The sequence below is a fragment of the Streptomyces sp. NPDC024698 genome (genome assembly GCF_055559015.1).
Genome location: NZ_JBVHLK010000012.1, coordinates 137,880 through 153,357, shown reverse-complemented (window position 1 = coordinate 153,357; position 15,478 = coordinate 137,880). Strand labels below are relative to the sequence as shown.

Genomic DNA, 15,478 nt, shown 5'->3' with positions numbered 1-15,478 from the left:
AGCCGGAGACGTCCGATGAGCCCCCATAGCCCAGGCGCCGACCTCCCGGACCACCCGGACTTCCTCTGGCGCACACCCGAGCCGAAGCGTTCGTACGACGTGGTGATCGTGGGCGGCGGCGGCCACGGCCTCGCCACCGCCCACTACCTGGCGAAGAACCACGGCATCACCGACGTCGCCGTGCTGGAGAAGGGCTGGCTGGCGGGCGGCAACATGGCCCGCAACACCACGATCATCCGCTCCAACTACCTGTGGGACGAGAGCGCCGGCATCTACGAGCACGCGCTCAAGCTGTGGGAAGGACTCGGGGAGGAGCTCGACTACCCGATCCTCTTCTCCCAGCGCGGTGTGCTGAACCTCGCCCACAGCCTCCAGGACGTCCGCGACAGCGTGCGCCGCGTTGAGGCGAACCGCCTCAACGGCGTGGACGCGGAGTGGCTCGACGCGGACGGCGTCAAGGAACTCTGCCCGATCGTCAACATCGCGCCGGACGTGCGCTATCCGGTCCTGGGCGCCACCTACCAGCCGCGCGCCGGCATCGCCAAGCACGACTACGTGGCATGGGGCCTGGCCCGCTCGGCGGACGCCGCCGGCATCGACATCATCCAGAACTGCGAGGTCACCGGCCTGGACGTCGTCGGCAACCGGGTGGTCGGCGTCCGGACGAACCTCGGGCCCATCGCGGCGGGCAAGGTGGCACTCTGCTCGGCCGGCCACACCTCGGTCCTGGCCGCCATGGCCGGCATCGAACTCCCCATCCAGAGCCATCCGTTGCAGGCGCTCGTGTCGGAGCTGCTGGAGCCGGTGCACCCGACGGTCGTCATGTCCAACGCGGTCCACGTGTACGTCAGCCAGGCGCACAAGGGCGAACTGGTGATGGGCGCGGGCATCGACGCGTACAACTCCTACACCCAGCGCGGTGCCTTCCACATCATCGAAGAACAGATGGCCGCGGCCCTGGAGCTCTTCCCCGTCTTCGCCCGTGCCCATGTGCTGCGCACCTGGGGCGGCATCGTGGACGTCAGCCCCGACGCCTCGCCGATCATCGGGCTCAGCCCCGTCGACCAGCTGTACCTCAACTGCGGCTGGGGCACGGGTGGTTTCAAGGCCACGCCGGGCGTCGGCTGGGTCTACGCCCACACCATCGCCCACGACACCCCGCACGCCCTCAACGCCCCCTTCTCGCTCGACCGTTTCACCACCGGCGCGCTCGTCGACGAGCACGGCGCCGCCGCGGTGGCCCACTAGGGAGCCCGACCATGCTGCTCATCCCCTGCCCGTGGTGCGGGCCCCGCGACGAGGCCGAGTTCCACTACGGCGGCCAGGCCCACGTGCCGTACCCCGAGGACCCGTCGGCCCTCACCGACCAGGAGTGGGCCCGCTACCTGTTCTTCCGCGACAACCCGAAGGGGCCCTTCGCCGAGCGCTGGAGTCACGCGGCGGGCTGCCGCAGGTGGTTCAACGCGGTACGGGACACGGCCACGAACGAGATCCTGACGGTTTACCGGGCGGGGGAGGAACGCCCGGCAGGACTCGTGCCGCGCCCGGCGCACTCAGCCTGTCCGGGGGAGTTCGCGGACCGGGCTCCTTCGGGGGCGACGGGGGTCCAGGGGGTGGAGCCCCTTCGGGAAGCGACGGGCGGGGGCGCAGGGAGCGGGGCGTCGACCGGCGGCTCCGCCGCGGGCCGGCCGTTCCGCCACCCCACCCGCGGCCGAATAGACCGCGAAGCCCCCCTCACCTTCACCTTCGACGGCACCGACTACCAGGGCTACCGAGGCGACACCCTCGCCTCCGCCCTCCTCGCCAACGGTGTCATCAAGGCCGGCACCAGCATCAGGCTCGGCCGCCCCCGAGGCATCTTCTCGGCCGGCGTGGAGGAGCCCAACGCGGTCGTCCAGATCGAGGCGCCCTTCCCCGAGCCGATGCTCCCCGCGACCACCGTCGAGCTCTACGACGGCCTGGTCGCGAGCAGCCTTTCCGGCCAGGGCCGCCTCGCCGGCGAACCGGACCCGGCCCGCTACGACGCCGTACACGCCCACTGCGACCTGCTGGTCGTCGGCGCGGGACCGGCCGGCCTCGCCGCGGCGGCCGCCGCCGCCCGCAGCGGAGCCCGTGTCGTCCTCGCCGACGACCGACCGGAGCCGGGCGGCAGCCTCCTGGGCACGGCCGAACACCTCGACTGGGTGGCGGACGTCACCGGGCAGCTCGACAACGCCCCCGAGGTGCGCGTCCTGCGCCGTACCACCGTCTTCGGCTACTACGACGACAACCACCTCCTGGCCGTCGAACGTCGTACCCACCACCTCGGCGCCGACGCCCCCGAGCACGTCTCCCGCGAGCGCGTCTGGCGCATCCGGGCCCGTCGCGTCGTCCTGGCCACCGGCGCCCACGAGCGCTCGCTGGCATTCGCGGACAACGACCGCCCCGGCGTGATGCTCGCCGCCTCGGCCCGCACCTACGTCAACCGCCACGGTGTGCTGCCCGGCCGCCACGCGGTCGTCCTCACCACCAATGACAGTGCCTACGCGGCGGCGCTGGACCTCAGCGCGGCGGGCGTGGACATCGCGGCGATCGTCGACACCCGCCCCGCACCGGGAGAGTGGGCGGACCGCGCCCGGCAGGCGGGTATCGAGGTGATGGCCGGGCACGCCGTCACCGGCACCGAGGGCGACGCCCGGCTCACCTCGGTGACCGTCGCCCCGTACGGCGGCTCCGGGGGACAGCGGGAGTTCACGGCCGACCTGCTGCTGGTCTCCGGCGGCTGGAACCCGGTGGCTCACCTGTTCAGCCAGTCGGGCGGCACGCTGCGGTACGACGAGGAACTGGGCTCCTTCGTGCCGGACACCTGCCGTCAGGCGGTCGAGGTCGCGGGCAGCGTGAGCGGCGTCCTGGATCCGGCCGAGGTCCTGGCCCAGGGCGCCGCCGCCGGTGCCCGCGCGATCGAGGCCGAGGGCTACACCCCGCAGGCGCCCCGCCTTCCCGCGGTGGCCGCGCGGCCGCGGCGGACACCGGCGATGCACGTGTACATCGTCCCCGGTGCTTCGGACGCCCCCCGCTTCGTCGACCTCCAACGCGACGTCACCATCGACGACCTGGCCCGGGCGACCGGCGCCGGTCTGCGCTCGGTCGAGCACACCAAGCGCTACACGACGGCGGGCACCGCCAACGACCAGGGCAAGACCTCCGGGGTGCTGGCCGGCGGCGTCGTCGCCGAACTGCTCGGCGTGGACGTCTCCGCGCTCGGCACGACCACGTTCCGGCCGCCGTACACGCCGGTCTCCTTCGCGGCGCTCGCCGGCCGCGACCGCGGCGCCCTGAGCGACCCGGTCCGCACGACCGCCCTCCACGAGTGGCATGTCGCGCACGGCGCCCTCTTCGAGAACGTCGGCCAGTGGAAGCGCCCCTGGTACTACCCGCGGGACGGCGAGGACAGGGAAGCCGCGGTCCTGCGCGAGTGCACCGCCGCCCGCGACGGCGTCGCCTTCATGGACGCCTCCACGCTCGGCAAGATCGACGTACAGGGCCCCGACGCCGGTGTCTTCCTCGACCGGCTCTACACCAACATGATGAGCACCCTGAAGGTCGGCATGATCCGCTACGGCGTCATGTGCCGCCCGGACGGCATGGTCTTCGACGACGGCACCGTCATCCGCCTCGCCCAGGATCGCTTCCTGGTCACCACCACGACCGGCAACGCGGCCGCCGTACTGGACTGGATGGAGGAATGGCACCAGACCGAGTGGCCCGGCCTGAAGGTCCACTGCACGTCCGTGACCGAACAGTGGGCCACCGTCGCCCTCGTCGGCCCACGCTCCCGCGACGTACTCGGCGCGCTGGCACCCCAACTGGCCGTGGGCAAGGACGACTTCCCATTCATGGCATGGCGGGAGACGACCGTCGCGGGCATCGGGGCCAGGGTGTGCCGGATCAGCTTCTCCGGCGAACTCGCCTACGAGATCAACGTGTCCCCCTGGGAAGCACTCACCCTGTGGCAGGCGCTGCGTGAGGCGGGTTCCCCGTACGGCATCACCCCGTACGGCACCGAGACCATGCACGTCCTGCGCGCGGAGAAGGGCTACCCCATCATCGGCCAGGACACCGACGGCACCGTCACGCCGCAGGACCTCGGCATGAACTGGGTGGTGTCGAAGAAGAAGCCCGACTTCATCGGCAAGCGCTCCTACGCCCGAGCCGACAGCATCCGCCCCGACCGCAAGCACCTGGTCGGCCTTCTCCCCGAGGACCCGGGCACCTTCCTCCCCGAAGGCACCCACCTGGTCGCCGACGGCGAGCTGCCCGCGCCGCCCGTCCCGATGCTCGGCCACGTCACCTCCAGCTACCGCAGTGCCGCCCTCGGCCGGACCTTCGCACTCGCCCTGATCAAGGGCGGCCGGGACCGTATCGGCGAGCGGCTGTACGCCCCCGTCGGCGACCGGCTGGTCCCGGTGACCGTCGCGAGCCCCGTCCTCTACGACCCCGAGGGAGCCCGTCGCGATGGCTGACACCGCTCCGACCACCCCGCGCCGCAGCCCCTTGTCCCAGGTCGCGGACCGCCTGGCCGCCGTGACCCGCACGTCAGGCGGCGCGATCCGGCTGGCCGAACTGCCCTTCCTGGCCCAGATCAACATGCGCCTCGACGCCAAGGGAGCGGCGGCGGACGCCGTCGGGCTCGCGCTGGGCCTGCAACTGCCCCTCGAACCCAACACCGTCGTACGCGCCGCGGAGTTGGCCGTGCTGTGGCTCGGCCCGGACGAATGGCTGCTGATCGGCCCGCCCGACAGTGAACGGGACCTGGAGAGCCGGATCCGGGAGGCGGCGGGAGACGAGCCCGTCTCCGTCACCGACGTCTCCGCCCAGCGCACCACCCTCCTCGTGACGGGGCCCCGCGCCCACGATCTGCTGGCGCACGGCTGCGCGCTCGATCTGCATCCGAGGGCCTTCGGCTCCGGCCGCTGCGCCCAGACGACGCTGGGCCGCACGCAGGTCGTCCTGGTCTCTCGGGACGAACCCCGGGCCGGATTCTGGGTACTGGTCCGTTCGTCCTTCGCCGGCTATCTGGCGGACTGGTTGCTGGACGCGGCGACGGAGTACGTCTGAGCGACCTCGACGGGGTTGCGCCGGCGCCGACACTTGTGTGCCGGCCCCAATCGGTGACGGTCCGAAGGTCAAACCTGCGGCCGGGTGACGTCGCCGGCGATGTCACCCGGATGTGCGGCCGTCAATCTTGCACGTGCTGCTGGATGCAGGTTGGCTCGTCCGACGTCATCTCGCGAGCGGCCGCGGTGTATGCGGCGCAGCGGACCACGCTCGCATGCTTCGTCTGTGTCCCGAATGGTGAGGGAAAGTAGGCGAAGGTGCGTCGTTCGGCGGTGTCTCCGTCTACAGTCCATTCTGTGACGGCAGACGTAATCGATTACGCATAGGATACATGGAGGCGGCTTGATGCGCCGCTCCAGGCCCTCGGCTGCTGCGTTCGTGCGCGGCCGCGGACCATGTAGGACGAACCCGCCGCGTGTCGCGGGCCGCAGGTGCGTGCTGTGCAGAGAAGCAAAGGCCCGGGGCTTGTCCCTCAGGCGCCACTCCAGTGGAAGCGGAACTTGTGACGTCGCCATCTGACAGAGAAAAGTACGTCGGCATCCGCCACTCGGGGGTGGGACCGAATGGCTATCAGGGCCGCGCCTTAGCGGGCCGCGGCGCGAAGCCGTCCGCCCTGGTTCGGCCGTACGCGATGACGGGGGGCCGCACTCGGCCGAGCCATCAGCTCGCCATCGAAGCGCTGATCAGTACAGCCACGGACCTGCGGCACGCGCCTGCCCTTTCCCCCGAGGCGTATCGCATTTGTATCCTTTGCCGGGAGATCAAATCCGTTGCTGAAGTCTCAGCACTTCTCTCCCTTCCGCTAGGGGTCACTCGCATTTTGGTCGCGGACCTTGCGGAGTCGGGGCTTGTGACTGTCCAGCAGTCTCAGGGAGACGACGCGGAGGGGGGAAGACCGCAGGTGACCCTGCTTGAGAGAGTGCTCAGCGGGCTGCGGAGAATTTAGCGCGACAAACAATGAGCGGTGAGGCGTCGGCGGATTCCCGTCCGGGAGTGTTCAGGCTGGATGCGACCCGGGGCGGAGTCGCGGCTCGGGTGCCTTGGAACTGACGGACTTCCTGAGGGGGTCAACCCGGCTCGGGATGTCGATCCACCCCTCAGTCATGCCGGCGAGCTGGGGCGGGCGGCATGCGCGATGTGCCGCCGCCGGGCGGACTGACGTGCACGGACGCGTGTACGGTCTTGCCGCCAAGTGCGGTGACCGTCTTGATCCTTCCTCCGAGGCCCTCGATGAGGCCGAGCCCGAAGCCGCCGTGCTCGCCGGGTGCGGTGGGTGCGTGCGGCGGCGTTCTGCTGTGGTCGGCGACCGCGATGTCCAGTCGGCTCCCGCGCCGGGTGAGCGTGAGGGTGCAGGGCTGGTGGGTGTGCCGTATGGCGTTGGTGACCAGTTCGGAGACGATGAGCACCGCATCGCACGTGCAGGAGGCGGACGCGCCCTGGTCGGCCAGCCAATCGGCCGTGAGGCGGCGCGCGATCTGCGGGGCGTGCGGCCCATGCGGCAGATCGCGCGCCAGCCGGCGGTCGGCGGCAGGACTGGCGGTCGTGGCTGTTGCGGGCGACGGCGGTGCTGTGGCGACGATCATGGCCGGTGCCTCCTCAAGCAGGGTGTGTGGTTGCTCTGTTGGTGATCCGGAACCACAGCTCCCACGGATGGCGCGACAGACTGGCCAAAATGAATATTGCTCATTTGGCTAATATTCTTCGCTATTTGACCCATCTGGTGAGTGCTGCTCCGGATTCCTGATGACAGTCACGAGGCGATGGAAGGTCGCCTTTCCCACGGAGGAGGATTCTCGATGAGAGCACTCACTCACGTTCAGCGCCTGATGGCCGGTGCCGCGGCTACCGGTCTGCTGGCGGGCGGTGCGGCACTGGGCATGGCGAGTACCGCGTCAGCGGCGCCCGCCTCTGCTCCGGCTGTCGTGGCCGGCCAGCACGGAGACCACGGCGGGAACCACTGGAACCAGGGGCACTGGGAGAAGAAGTGGGTCAAGGGCCACTGGGAGATGAAGTGGACCGATCACATGTCGTGGCACAGCGGGTACCGTGACCACGGCGGTCACTGGCACCACAGCTACTGGGACCACGGCTACAAGTGGATCTACGTTCCCGGCCACTGGGACTGGTACTGGACCAACGGCTACTGGGACTGACCGGGCCTCCACAGACACGTCCTTCGCCCGCCGGTTATCCACGGCGGGCGAACGGTCTGTGACCGGGGTGTCGCGTCGGGGGCGGCCCGGTGTGCGGTCCGTTCGGGTCGGCCGGGGCCCCTTGTCGTGCACGGTGCCCGGCCGGGGCTCAGAGGGTGAGGTGCCGGGTGTTGTGGCGGTGCGCGGCCCGGCACACGTGGTGACAGTGGGCGGACCGGCGCTGTTGTCCTCGGTGAGGAAGAGCAGGGGTGATCCATGTCCGATCGGCCGAATCGATCAGCCCTGTGCGTACGGGCCAGCCATGTTCGCGGAGAACTGCGCCGCTCGTTCCAGCCCACGAGGTTCGAGTTCGCGCATCCGCATGCGCTGATGTCGGTGCTTGAAGACCAGCGAGGCATTCAATCGGGTGGGCGGCCCGCATGCAGGCGTTGCCTGGCGCGCGGGCCGCCCTGGCATGGGGCGGAGAATCGTCCGCGTCCGTCGGGCGCGGGGTCATCGGCTGCCTCCATGCCGTCCGACCAAGTTGTCAGGAGGCGGTAGGTGGCGGGTCGCCGCGCAGGGCGAGGGAGTGGTAGGCGCCCGCCGCGATGGCCTGGACCTTGGTGTTGGCGGCAGTCGGGACGGTGTTCAGGGTGGTGGTGTTCACCTTCCACTCGATGGCCCGGCCGTCGTCGCGCAGGGCGACGATGTGCCCGTATCCGGCGGCCACGGACGTGACCTTGGACTGTGCGAGCGTCGGCACGGTCGGGTTGGCCTGCTTGGCCCCCCAGGTGTAGACCCGGCCGCCGACGACGGCGACGGAGAAGTCCTTGCCGGCGGCGATGGCGGTGACGACGCCGTTCTTGACCGGGGTGGGGATGTTCGTCTGCTGGCTGCGGTTGTCGCCCCAGGCGATGACCTTCCCCTCGTCGGTCAGGGCGAGGGCGTGGTAGGCACCCGCGGCAATCGCGGTGATGCCGGAGTGGGTCTCGTCGGGGAGTTCCGTCTGCTCGTAGCGGTTGTCACCCCAGGCGATGACGGCTCCGTCCTTGAGCGCGAGGGAGAAGAACCGGCCCGCGGCGATTGCGGTGACCGCGGATTTCGCGGCGGGCGGGACGACCGTGGAGTCGTACCGGTCGCTGCCCCAGGCGTAGACCGCGCCGCCCTTGAGGGCGAGGGAGTGCAGATAGCCGCCGGAGACCTCGGTGACGCCGGAGGAGAGCGTGGTGGGCACGTCGGTCTGCTGGTAGAGGTTGCTGCCCCAGGCGACGACGGCTCCGTCCTTGACGGCGAGTGAGTGGAAGTCGCCGGCCGAGACGGCGCTCGCCCCCTTCTGTACCGCTGCGGGGATGGTGGCCTGGCCGTAGGTGTCGTCGCCCCAGGCGAGGTTCTCCCAGTCGGTCACCGCCGCCCGTTGGAGGGGTGGTTGGGGGACGGCGATGGCGGGTTGGGTGAGGGTCAGGAGTCCGCAGACCGCAGCCAGGGCGGTCAGTACGGCCGGTGGCGCCCAGCGGCGCCGACCCGGTCGACGGTTCGTCGGCATGGGGTGGGGTCCGTTTCGCTCGGCACGCGGGTGCGTGGGGGGCGCGTCAGCCACGGTCGGCTCCGGCTGCCGGAGAGCCCGCGTCGACGGGGGTCTCGGCGGAGGGGCGGTTGGAGCGGCAGCGCGCCTGCTCACCCGGGGTGAGGGGGCCGGTGCGCTGGTAGAAGCGGTCGGCGAGCTGCGGGGAGGGGTAGTCCAGGACCGTGTACAGGCGCCAGTCCTGGTTCGGGTCGGTGGGCGTGGGACTGGACGTGAACCATCCCTCGGTGCGCTGGCGTCCGGTCTGCGTCTCGATCCAGGAGACCTCACCGGGACTGATCACTTCCTTGACGGTGCGTTCGGCGACCGGGCTCCAGGCAGGGCTGGTGCCGGTGCCCGTGGTGAACTGCCCGTTCATGTTAGAGGCGACGGCGTTCGCGTTGGCCGGCGGCAGTCCGGCAGCACTCGGCAGATCGCTGATCGTACGGGCGGAGAACTTCAGCGGACGATCGCGATTGATGGTGGCGCGGGTGCAGTTGATGTATCCCTCGCCCGACTGCCTGGCGGGTTCGTAGTAGGCGAAGGAGTAGTCGGCCTCGGGGGCGAAGGCACACTGACCTGCGTTCTTGGTGCACTCGGTGACGGCGTCGGCGATGGTGCGCTTGTCGTTGCCCTTGAAGGCGACGGACGGCGGGAGTTCGTTGGTGCGGATCGTCTTGTCCAGCGGGGGCGGCACCTGGACGGCCTTGATGTCGGCGATCATCGGCCCGCAGTAGCCGCCGTTCGTGCCGGTACCCGCGGCGTTGCCGTTCGGCTTGACAGGGACCGTGGAGGCGAAGGTGAGCAGGGGCTCGTACTGGTCGGCGGTGAAGGTGTACGTCCGTCCTGTGTGCCAGACACCGGCGCCGAAGACGTTCCACTCCTTGTCCGGGTCCGGCTCGGTCAGCTCCTGCTGGGCAGGTCCACCGTCACCCTGGACCGTGTAGGTCTGGCCCTGTTCCACCGTGCGCGGGGCGCATTGCATGGCCACGCCCGGACTGTCGTCGAAGGTGACGGTCACCTTTGCGCCCGGTCGCACTCCGCGCAGCCGCTGCTTGAACTCGTACGCGGCGCCGTTCTCGCGCAGCATCACCCCGACTTTCTGGTCCGGGTGCCCGGAGGTGTCGGGTGCGAAGCGGATGAGACCGTTGGCGGTGCCGGCGCCGTTGTTCGCCGACGTCGAGCCGATCGACCAGCCGGTAGGGGTGACGGTGTTACCAGAGCCGGTGAGCGCGGGCAGGCTCAGATCGCCGTTGATCACCTCCACCGGCTCCTGCTGAGCCCGCGCGGCGAACGCGGGACCGGCCGGCAGGGCTACCAGGCCGAGGCAGATCGCGGCGACTGCCGGACGGCACAGGGCGGGGGATCGTCTTCTCACTGTCGTCCTCTCCGGGGCCAGGGCACGCGGGGACTGCGGGGGCTCAGGGGTGCGGGTCATGAGCCCTCACCGCTCAGTTCGACCCGCCGGAGCAGCCGGGATCCCTCGGGCAGTTCCCCGAGGACCGGCGGGGCCGCAGACCTGGTGTGGGTGTCGATGGTGTTGTCCACGGCGGTCTGGCTGCCGGGCCGCAGCCGCTGACAGGTGTTGCCGGGGACGGTGAAGGTGTCGGCGACGAACGTGCTCGTGTTGACGCTGGAGGGACCATCGACGAATACGTTGCGCGCCGAGAGACCGCCACCCGTGAGGATGCTGCCGGACACCCGCTGCATGGCGGCGCTGGCGCCGAACACGAGGGCGTCACCGGGTTTGACGATGACCTCGTAGCTGGTGGATTCGGTCTGCTGGGTGGTCCAGGTCTTGGCGTACGACAGCTTGAACGCGCCCTCGAAGGCAGCCTTGAGCGCCACCGAACCACCGATCGTGCCGCTGCCGTTGGCCCCGCCCTTCCCGGTGATCTCGGCACTGGGGCCCTTCTGCTGATCCGGCGTCTTGAAGGTGCCGCCGGCCTCGCCGCTGACCCCGGCGGTGACCGAGCCCGAAGCGCCCAACTGCCCTTCGAGCGTGATCTGCCCGGTGATCTCACCGCCGAGGTTGTCGGAACTGGAGACCTGGAGAGAGACCTGCCGGGTGACCTTGAGGTCTTCCTTGGAGCAGTTGACGATCGCGTTGCCTACGGACTTCACAACGGTGTGGTACTCGCTGGAGGCGGCGCGGTCGATCTTGAAGCGGCAGTCCCCCGCGTGCGCCGTGCAGTAGTCGCTCACCGCTTTTGTCGAGGTCAGCGGCTTGTCACCGTCGTACGCCTGTGCGGCGGGCACGGTGATACCGGAGTCAGGATCGGCGGCCGCGGATGCCGCCGAGACGGTCAGCGAGACGACGACTGCGACACTGACGGCGAGGACGCGGCGTTTCTTGGTCTTCACGGGTTCATCAGCTCGCAGACGCGGGTCAGATCGCCGGAGTCGCTTGAGGAGGTGAGGGCGGCGGGCAGTTCGGCGGCAAACTCGTCGCAGGCGCCGGTCACGGCCGTCGCCGCATTGTTCTCCGGGGCGGGGTGAACGGCCTCCAGGGCCTGCTCGGCCTTGGCCATGCCCTCCTTCTGTTCATGACCGTCTCCGGCGAGGTCGGTCATGCACTGCTTCGAGCTGGGCGGGCACTTGGTGGCCTCGCCCTTGGCCGCGGCCATGTCCTGCTTGGCCTGGGCCTCGTCCTTCTCCACCTGATCCTTCTGGCTTTCGACCTCGCCGCGGTCCTCCGAGGAGGCAGCGCAGGGCTTGTCCTCGCCGCCTGGGCAGGGCGAGTCGTCGGGGGAGGGCGAGGCGGTCGGATCGTCGACCGCACGTACTGCGGCGAAGGCCGGGGCGGCAGGAAGAACGGTCCAGACGGCGGGGACGGCCGTGGTGGCGAGGGCCACCACGAGCGCCGCGATGCTGCGAGATACGGGGATGCGTGTCATGCGAGGCACGAACCTTTCCGAACACACGGCAAACGTGTGTTCTCATATCGGGCAAACAGCCGCAAAGGTATGTAATGCATCGCAAAAATCAACACTGCCGCGCCGGTCACATCGCGTGATCATGTGATTGCAGTCATCCGGGCGCCCGCCGGCTGACCCGGCCGAGGTGGACCAGCCGCATCGCCCCGCTCTCGGCTTCCCAAGCCGAGGGCTCAGGCCGCGTCCGTCACGGGCCGGCCGTGGTCGGCCACAGCCGACGTGGGCGTCCCACAGTCGAGTTCCCGGCCGCCTGACCAGGCGCCGAAGCCCTAGGTCGACCGCCCGCGTTCTCAGCCTCTTTCCTGAAGCGGTGGGTCTGTTCGTCCCCTTGACCCGCATCGAACAGGCCACCAGCGCTACCCCTGGACGGGAAGATCAGGATGGGTGGCCAGAAAGATGATGTAGGCGATCGACGCTGCCGCCCCCAAGAGGGACAGCGCGCCACCCACTACAGCTCGCGTCCCGTTCGCTCGCGCCGACTTTGATGCGCGGTGCTCGACAAAGGCCCGCACCAGGCCAACGAGCGCCAGAGGCAGCGCGACGAAGCTGACCAGTATCCAGAACGGACAGCAGAACCAGAACGCCAGGGACGCTCCGCCGAACCAGACCGCAAGCTCTGCTTTGTGATGCGTCTCGTCCGGGGTGCCAAGGGAAACCATGGGCTGATCCAAGCAGAGCCCTTCCTGCGGTAAGGCAGCGAGGTACGGCAACCTTCGCGACCCGAGTCAACCGTGAGCGGCCACCTGTGACCGTGGGACGATCCCGGGCAGACTCAGTGACAGTCGTGCCCAGAGGGCCTCCAGCCGGCAGGGCTTGGGGCGACCCGGAGAGATGCGGCCGTGAGCACGTCTCCGGTGCCCTGGTAGCCGCCGTCGACCATGGTCATCGTCTTGCCGGTCGCGGCCTTGACGCCGGACCCTTCCCAGCCGCGAGACGTCCGCGCAACATCGCCGGCCATCGGGCCGGGTAGATCATCGCCGGTCGGCTCTGTGACGCCCCGGAGTGGGGGCGCTCTTGGCGCTGTAGGGATGGCTCGTCGGCCGTTCGCGAGGCGTGCTCGACCGGCCGTGCGCGAAGGAGTAGCGACCTGTGCCCCGGGGAGTCCGGCCGAAGGGTGTTCTGGGTGAGCTTCACGCAGTGCGCGGTCTCCGGCGCGGGACCCTAGGTGGTCCGACCTGAATCGTCGGTCAGAGCGGCCGCGGTCAGGCTGAGATGCTGGACCAGGACCGCGGCTGCTGTGTCGGCATCACGGGCCAGCGCTGCCTCCTCGAGCATCGCGTGTTCCTTCGCGCCGTCCCGGCCTGGGTTGCGGTGCGCCGACCAGCGACGGGCCAACTCACTGGCGGTCCACAACCGGTCGAAGGTCTCCAGCAGCGCACGGTTGCCACACCCCTCCAGCAACGTGCGGTGGAAGGCCCTGTGCGCCTCGGCCCAGGCGTCGGTGTAGTACTCGCCTTCCTCGGGCACGTACGCCGGAGTGCGAACCAGGCGATGATGCGCGGCCCGCACGCGGGCCTCCCAGTCGACATCGCCGCGCTCGATGGACATGCGCAGAACGACCGGTTCGATGGTCCTGCGGGCTTCCGCGATCTCCTGCCAGCGCTGGTCGGAGAAGGACGGGACGGCGAAACCGCGGTTGGGCAGCCGGTCGGCGAGACCCTCGCCGACCACCCGCACCAGAGCCTCGCGCACCACGGCCAGGCTCACGCCCTGCTCCTTGGCAAGATCCTGCGGCTTGAGGGGAGCACCGGGGGAGTGGTCCCCGCGCATGATCGCGTCCCGCAGGTGTGTGTAGACCTGCTCCGAGAGCATCTGCTTCCCCGGCGGGATCGAGGGGCGCGCCGTCTGAGTCATGGGCCCATTCTAGACGAGTGGATAGACGATCCCCTGGATAATCGATTATCGATGCTATCGTCGATTCTACAATGAGAGGAAGGCGTCCTCGTCCAGAAGGGAACGACCGAGGTGCCTGCCAACGACCCCTTGGCCGGCCTTCGCCAAAGCGGCCTCGTTCACCGTCACCGACGCCACCGACGGCGCCGGCGACGAAACCCGGCTCACAACTTCCTGCGGTCGCCTACGAGTTGACCAACGGCGCCCGCGTGACCCGCTACATCGGCACCGCCCCGCCACCCGGACACGCCCCGCACCGGTACTTCATCGCGGTGCACGCCCTGAACATCCCCTAGACAGGCGTCACGGCCGACGCCACACCCGCCGTCCTCGGCTTCACCATGGCCTGTCACGCCCTCGGGCGCGCGGTATTGATCGCCACTGCCGATACGCCCGCATGACAGCGCCGCCAGACTTCCCGGAGGCATCACCGCCATGCACCTCGACGATCTTCCCGGCTTCGCCCGCCCCGACGACTGCCCGATGGACCTGAACGCCGTCCGTGACGTCAGCCGTGCCATCAGCGCCGCCCACCTGTTCATCTACTTTGCCCCTGAGAGTGCCGAGGAGGCGGCCGAGCTCGGTGTGACCGACCGAGGGCCGGCGTACCTGGCCTTCCGGTCGGCCGCGATGGGCGCGGTTCCGTGGCAGGTCACGCTCGCGGCCTTCTACAACTTCAGCCCGCGGGCAGTGCGGGCCATGGCGGGCGTATGGGACGCCGCGCCGCCCGAACTGTGGCAGGCCGCCCGCTTCCGGGCCGCCGGACGGGCGATGCGGCGCGTCAACGCGCACCTCACGGACGACCACCTCGCCGAGGCGCGCTCGCTGATCGACCCGGTCCTCGCCGGTGCCGACTACGCCGGCAAGGTGCTGGCCGCCGCGAACCTCTCGGTCCCGCTTCCCCCCGACCCGCTCGTCGCACTCTGGCAGCAGATCACGGTGGCGCGCGAGTGGCGCGGCGACGCCCATCTCGTCGTGCTCGCCGACAACGGCCTCGGGCCGTGCGACTGCCTCGTTCTGCACACCGCCACCGGCCGCCTCCCGACAGCTCTCGCGCGAACGACCCGTCAGTGGGACGACGAGGAGTGGAGCGCGGCGACGGCACGCCTCGTCGCGCGAGGCTGGCTCGACTCCCACGCCGTGATCACCGACGCCGGCAGTGCGGCACGCGAGCGCATCGAAAGGGAGACGGACGAGCACTGCGCCGCGCTGTGGGCTCCGATCGGCAACGCAGGTGCCCGCCGCTTCGCCTCGCTCATCGCGCCGATCACCAACGCGTTCACCGCGGTCCCGTCTCATCGGATCCAGAACAGCCGCGAAGTGCAGTAACCCACGAACCGCAATACTTCCGAACTGCCATGCCAAGCTCCGGCTTTGATATGGCGGCCATGGCCGGCCGCGAGTCATAGGCTGAAGCCGCACCTGGATCGCGGACTAAGCCTGAATACCTGGGCGACCCCTCAGCTGATCAGGCTGTGTCTGATGGCTGCCGGTCCAGCAGGTGGTGCATCACGTGTTCGGGGATGGCCGGGTTGGCGGCTGCGGACAGGGTGGTGCCGGCGTCGTGAAGCAGACTGGTCAGCGCGCGCGTGGGCAGGCGCTGCCGCTTTTCTGATGGTCCAGTCGGGGTCGTCGAGGAGACGGACCACCGAAGCCGGCGTGAGGTGAGGGTCGCGAAGGGCTCGCCGGCGCACACTGCGGTCGGGGTCACGGCTGAACCTTTCGACCAGGTCCGCGGTGGCGGCGGGGTCTTCCAGGGCGAGCTTGCGGAGGCGGGGATCGGGAGGCGTGGCCCGCTTCAGTCGCTGCCGGTCTTGAGTCCGTCCCGGGCACAGTCGGGCAGTTCGCGGTCACGCCAG

14 protein-coding genes and 1 pseudogene are annotated in these 15,478 nt (G+C 69.8%); 7 read left to right on the top strand and 8 right to left on the bottom strand.

The genetic code is table 11. From position 1 onward, the window contains the following. Positions 1–15: 15 nt before the first annotated feature. The 4 genes from ACZ4AA_RS25270 (at position 16) to ACZ4AA_RS25255 (ending at position 6,043) form a co-directional block, all read left to right on the top strand. Positions 16–1,248: a sarcosine oxidase subunit beta family protein gene (locus tag ACZ4AA_RS25270; protein WP_467607086.1), complete on the top strand. Its 1,233-nt coding sequence runs from the start codon at positions 16–18 to the stop codon at positions 1,246–1,248. Between the two features lie 11 nt (positions 1,249–1,259). Beyond that, positions 1,260–4,502 (top strand): sarcosine oxidase subunit delta family protein, encoded by a 3,243-nt coding sequence (locus ACZ4AA_RS25265; RefSeq protein WP_467607081.1) that lies wholly within the window; start codon positions 1,260–1,262, stop codon positions 4,500–4,502. Further along, positions 4,495–5,097 carry a sarcosine oxidase subunit gamma gene (locus ACZ4AA_RS25260; RefSeq protein ID WP_467607076.1) on the top strand — a complete coding sequence of 201 codons (603 nt, stop codon included), beginning with the start codon at positions 4,495–4,497 and terminating at the stop codon, positions 5,095–5,097. The genes ACZ4AA_RS25265 and ACZ4AA_RS25260 overlap by 8 nt, the downstream gene beginning before the upstream one ends. Positions 5,098–5,512: 415 nt before the next feature. Continuing rightward, positions 5,513–6,043: a DUF742 domain-containing protein gene (locus tag ACZ4AA_RS25255; RefSeq protein ID WP_467607072.1), complete on the top strand. Its 531-nt coding sequence runs from the start codon at positions 5,513–5,515 to the stop codon at positions 6,041–6,043. A 151-nt stretch (positions 6,044–6,194) separates the two neighbouring features. On the opposite strand, the gene ACZ4AA_RS25250 is transcribed toward ACZ4AA_RS25255, so the two are convergent. Continuing rightward, positions 6,195–6,680 carry an ATP-binding protein gene (locus ACZ4AA_RS25250; RefSeq protein ID WP_467607069.1) on the bottom strand — a complete coding sequence of 162 codons (486 nt, stop codon included), beginning with the start codon at positions 6,678–6,680 and terminating at the stop codon, positions 6,195–6,197. A gap of 213 nt (positions 6,681–6,893) precedes the next feature. Here ACZ4AA_RS25250 and ACZ4AA_RS25245 point away from each other — a divergent pair, with 213 nt between their 5' ends. Further along, positions 6,894–7,250 (top strand): hypothetical protein, encoded by a 357-nt coding sequence (locus ACZ4AA_RS25245; protein WP_467607064.1) that lies wholly within the window; start codon positions 6,894–6,896, stop codon positions 7,248–7,250. Between the two features lie 526 nt (positions 7,251–7,776). On the opposite strand, the gene ACZ4AA_RS25240 is transcribed toward ACZ4AA_RS25245, so the two are convergent. From ACZ4AA_RS25240 to ACZ4AA_RS25215, 6 genes are all read right to left on the bottom strand, one after another. Then, positions 7,777–8,772, bottom strand: a complete 996-nt coding sequence (locus ACZ4AA_RS25240) for an RCC1 domain-containing protein (RefSeq protein ID WP_467607060.1) — start codon at positions 8,770–8,772, stop codon at positions 7,777–7,779. A gap of 46 nt (positions 8,773–8,818) precedes the next feature. Next, on the bottom strand, positions 8,819–10,228 hold the full coding sequence (locus tag ACZ4AA_RS25235; RefSeq protein WP_467607053.1) for a hypothetical protein: 1,410 nt from the start codon (positions 10,226–10,228) through the stop codon (positions 8,819–8,821). Then, positions 10,225–11,154 (bottom strand): hypothetical protein, encoded by a 930-nt coding sequence (locus ACZ4AA_RS25230; RefSeq protein WP_467607050.1) that lies wholly within the window; start codon positions 11,152–11,154, stop codon positions 10,225–10,227. Before ACZ4AA_RS25230 ends, ACZ4AA_RS25235 begins: the two co-directional genes overlap by 4 nt. Then, positions 11,151–11,687 (bottom strand): hypothetical protein, encoded by a 537-nt coding sequence (locus ACZ4AA_RS25225; RefSeq protein WP_467607046.1) that lies wholly within the window; start codon positions 11,685–11,687, stop codon positions 11,151–11,153. Before ACZ4AA_RS25225 ends, ACZ4AA_RS25230 begins: the two co-directional genes overlap by 4 nt. Positions 11,688–12,082: 395 nt before the next feature. Further along, entirely contained in the window at positions 12,083–12,397 is a 315-nt protein-coding gene (locus ACZ4AA_RS25220; protein ID WP_467607043.1) for a hypothetical protein, read from the bottom strand. A gap of 490 nt (positions 12,398–12,887) precedes the next feature. Further along, a complete protein-coding gene (locus ACZ4AA_RS25215; protein WP_467607040.1) occupies positions 12,888–13,580 on the bottom strand; it encodes a GntR family transcriptional regulator in 693 nt (230 codons plus the stop codon). Positions 13,581–13,740: 160 nt separating this feature from the next. Here ACZ4AA_RS25215 and ACZ4AA_RS25210 point away from each other — a divergent pair. After that, positions 13,741–14,020 (top strand): annotated as a pseudogene (locus ACZ4AA_RS25210) (YbhB/YbcL family Raf kinase inhibitor-like protein); the annotation flags it as partial. Positions 14,021–14,054: 34 nt separating this feature from the next. Beyond that, entirely contained in the window at positions 14,055–14,948 is an 894-nt protein-coding gene (locus ACZ4AA_RS25205; protein WP_467607035.1) for an SCO6745 family protein, read from the top strand. Positions 14,949–15,087: 139 nt separating this feature from the next. Here ACZ4AA_RS25205 and ACZ4AA_RS25200 read toward each other — a convergent pair whose 3' ends face one another. After that, positions 15,088–15,330, bottom strand: a complete 243-nt coding sequence (locus tag ACZ4AA_RS25200; RefSeq protein WP_467607032.1) for a hypothetical protein — start codon at positions 15,328–15,330, stop codon at positions 15,088–15,090. Positions 15,331–15,478 lie beyond the last annotated feature (148 nt).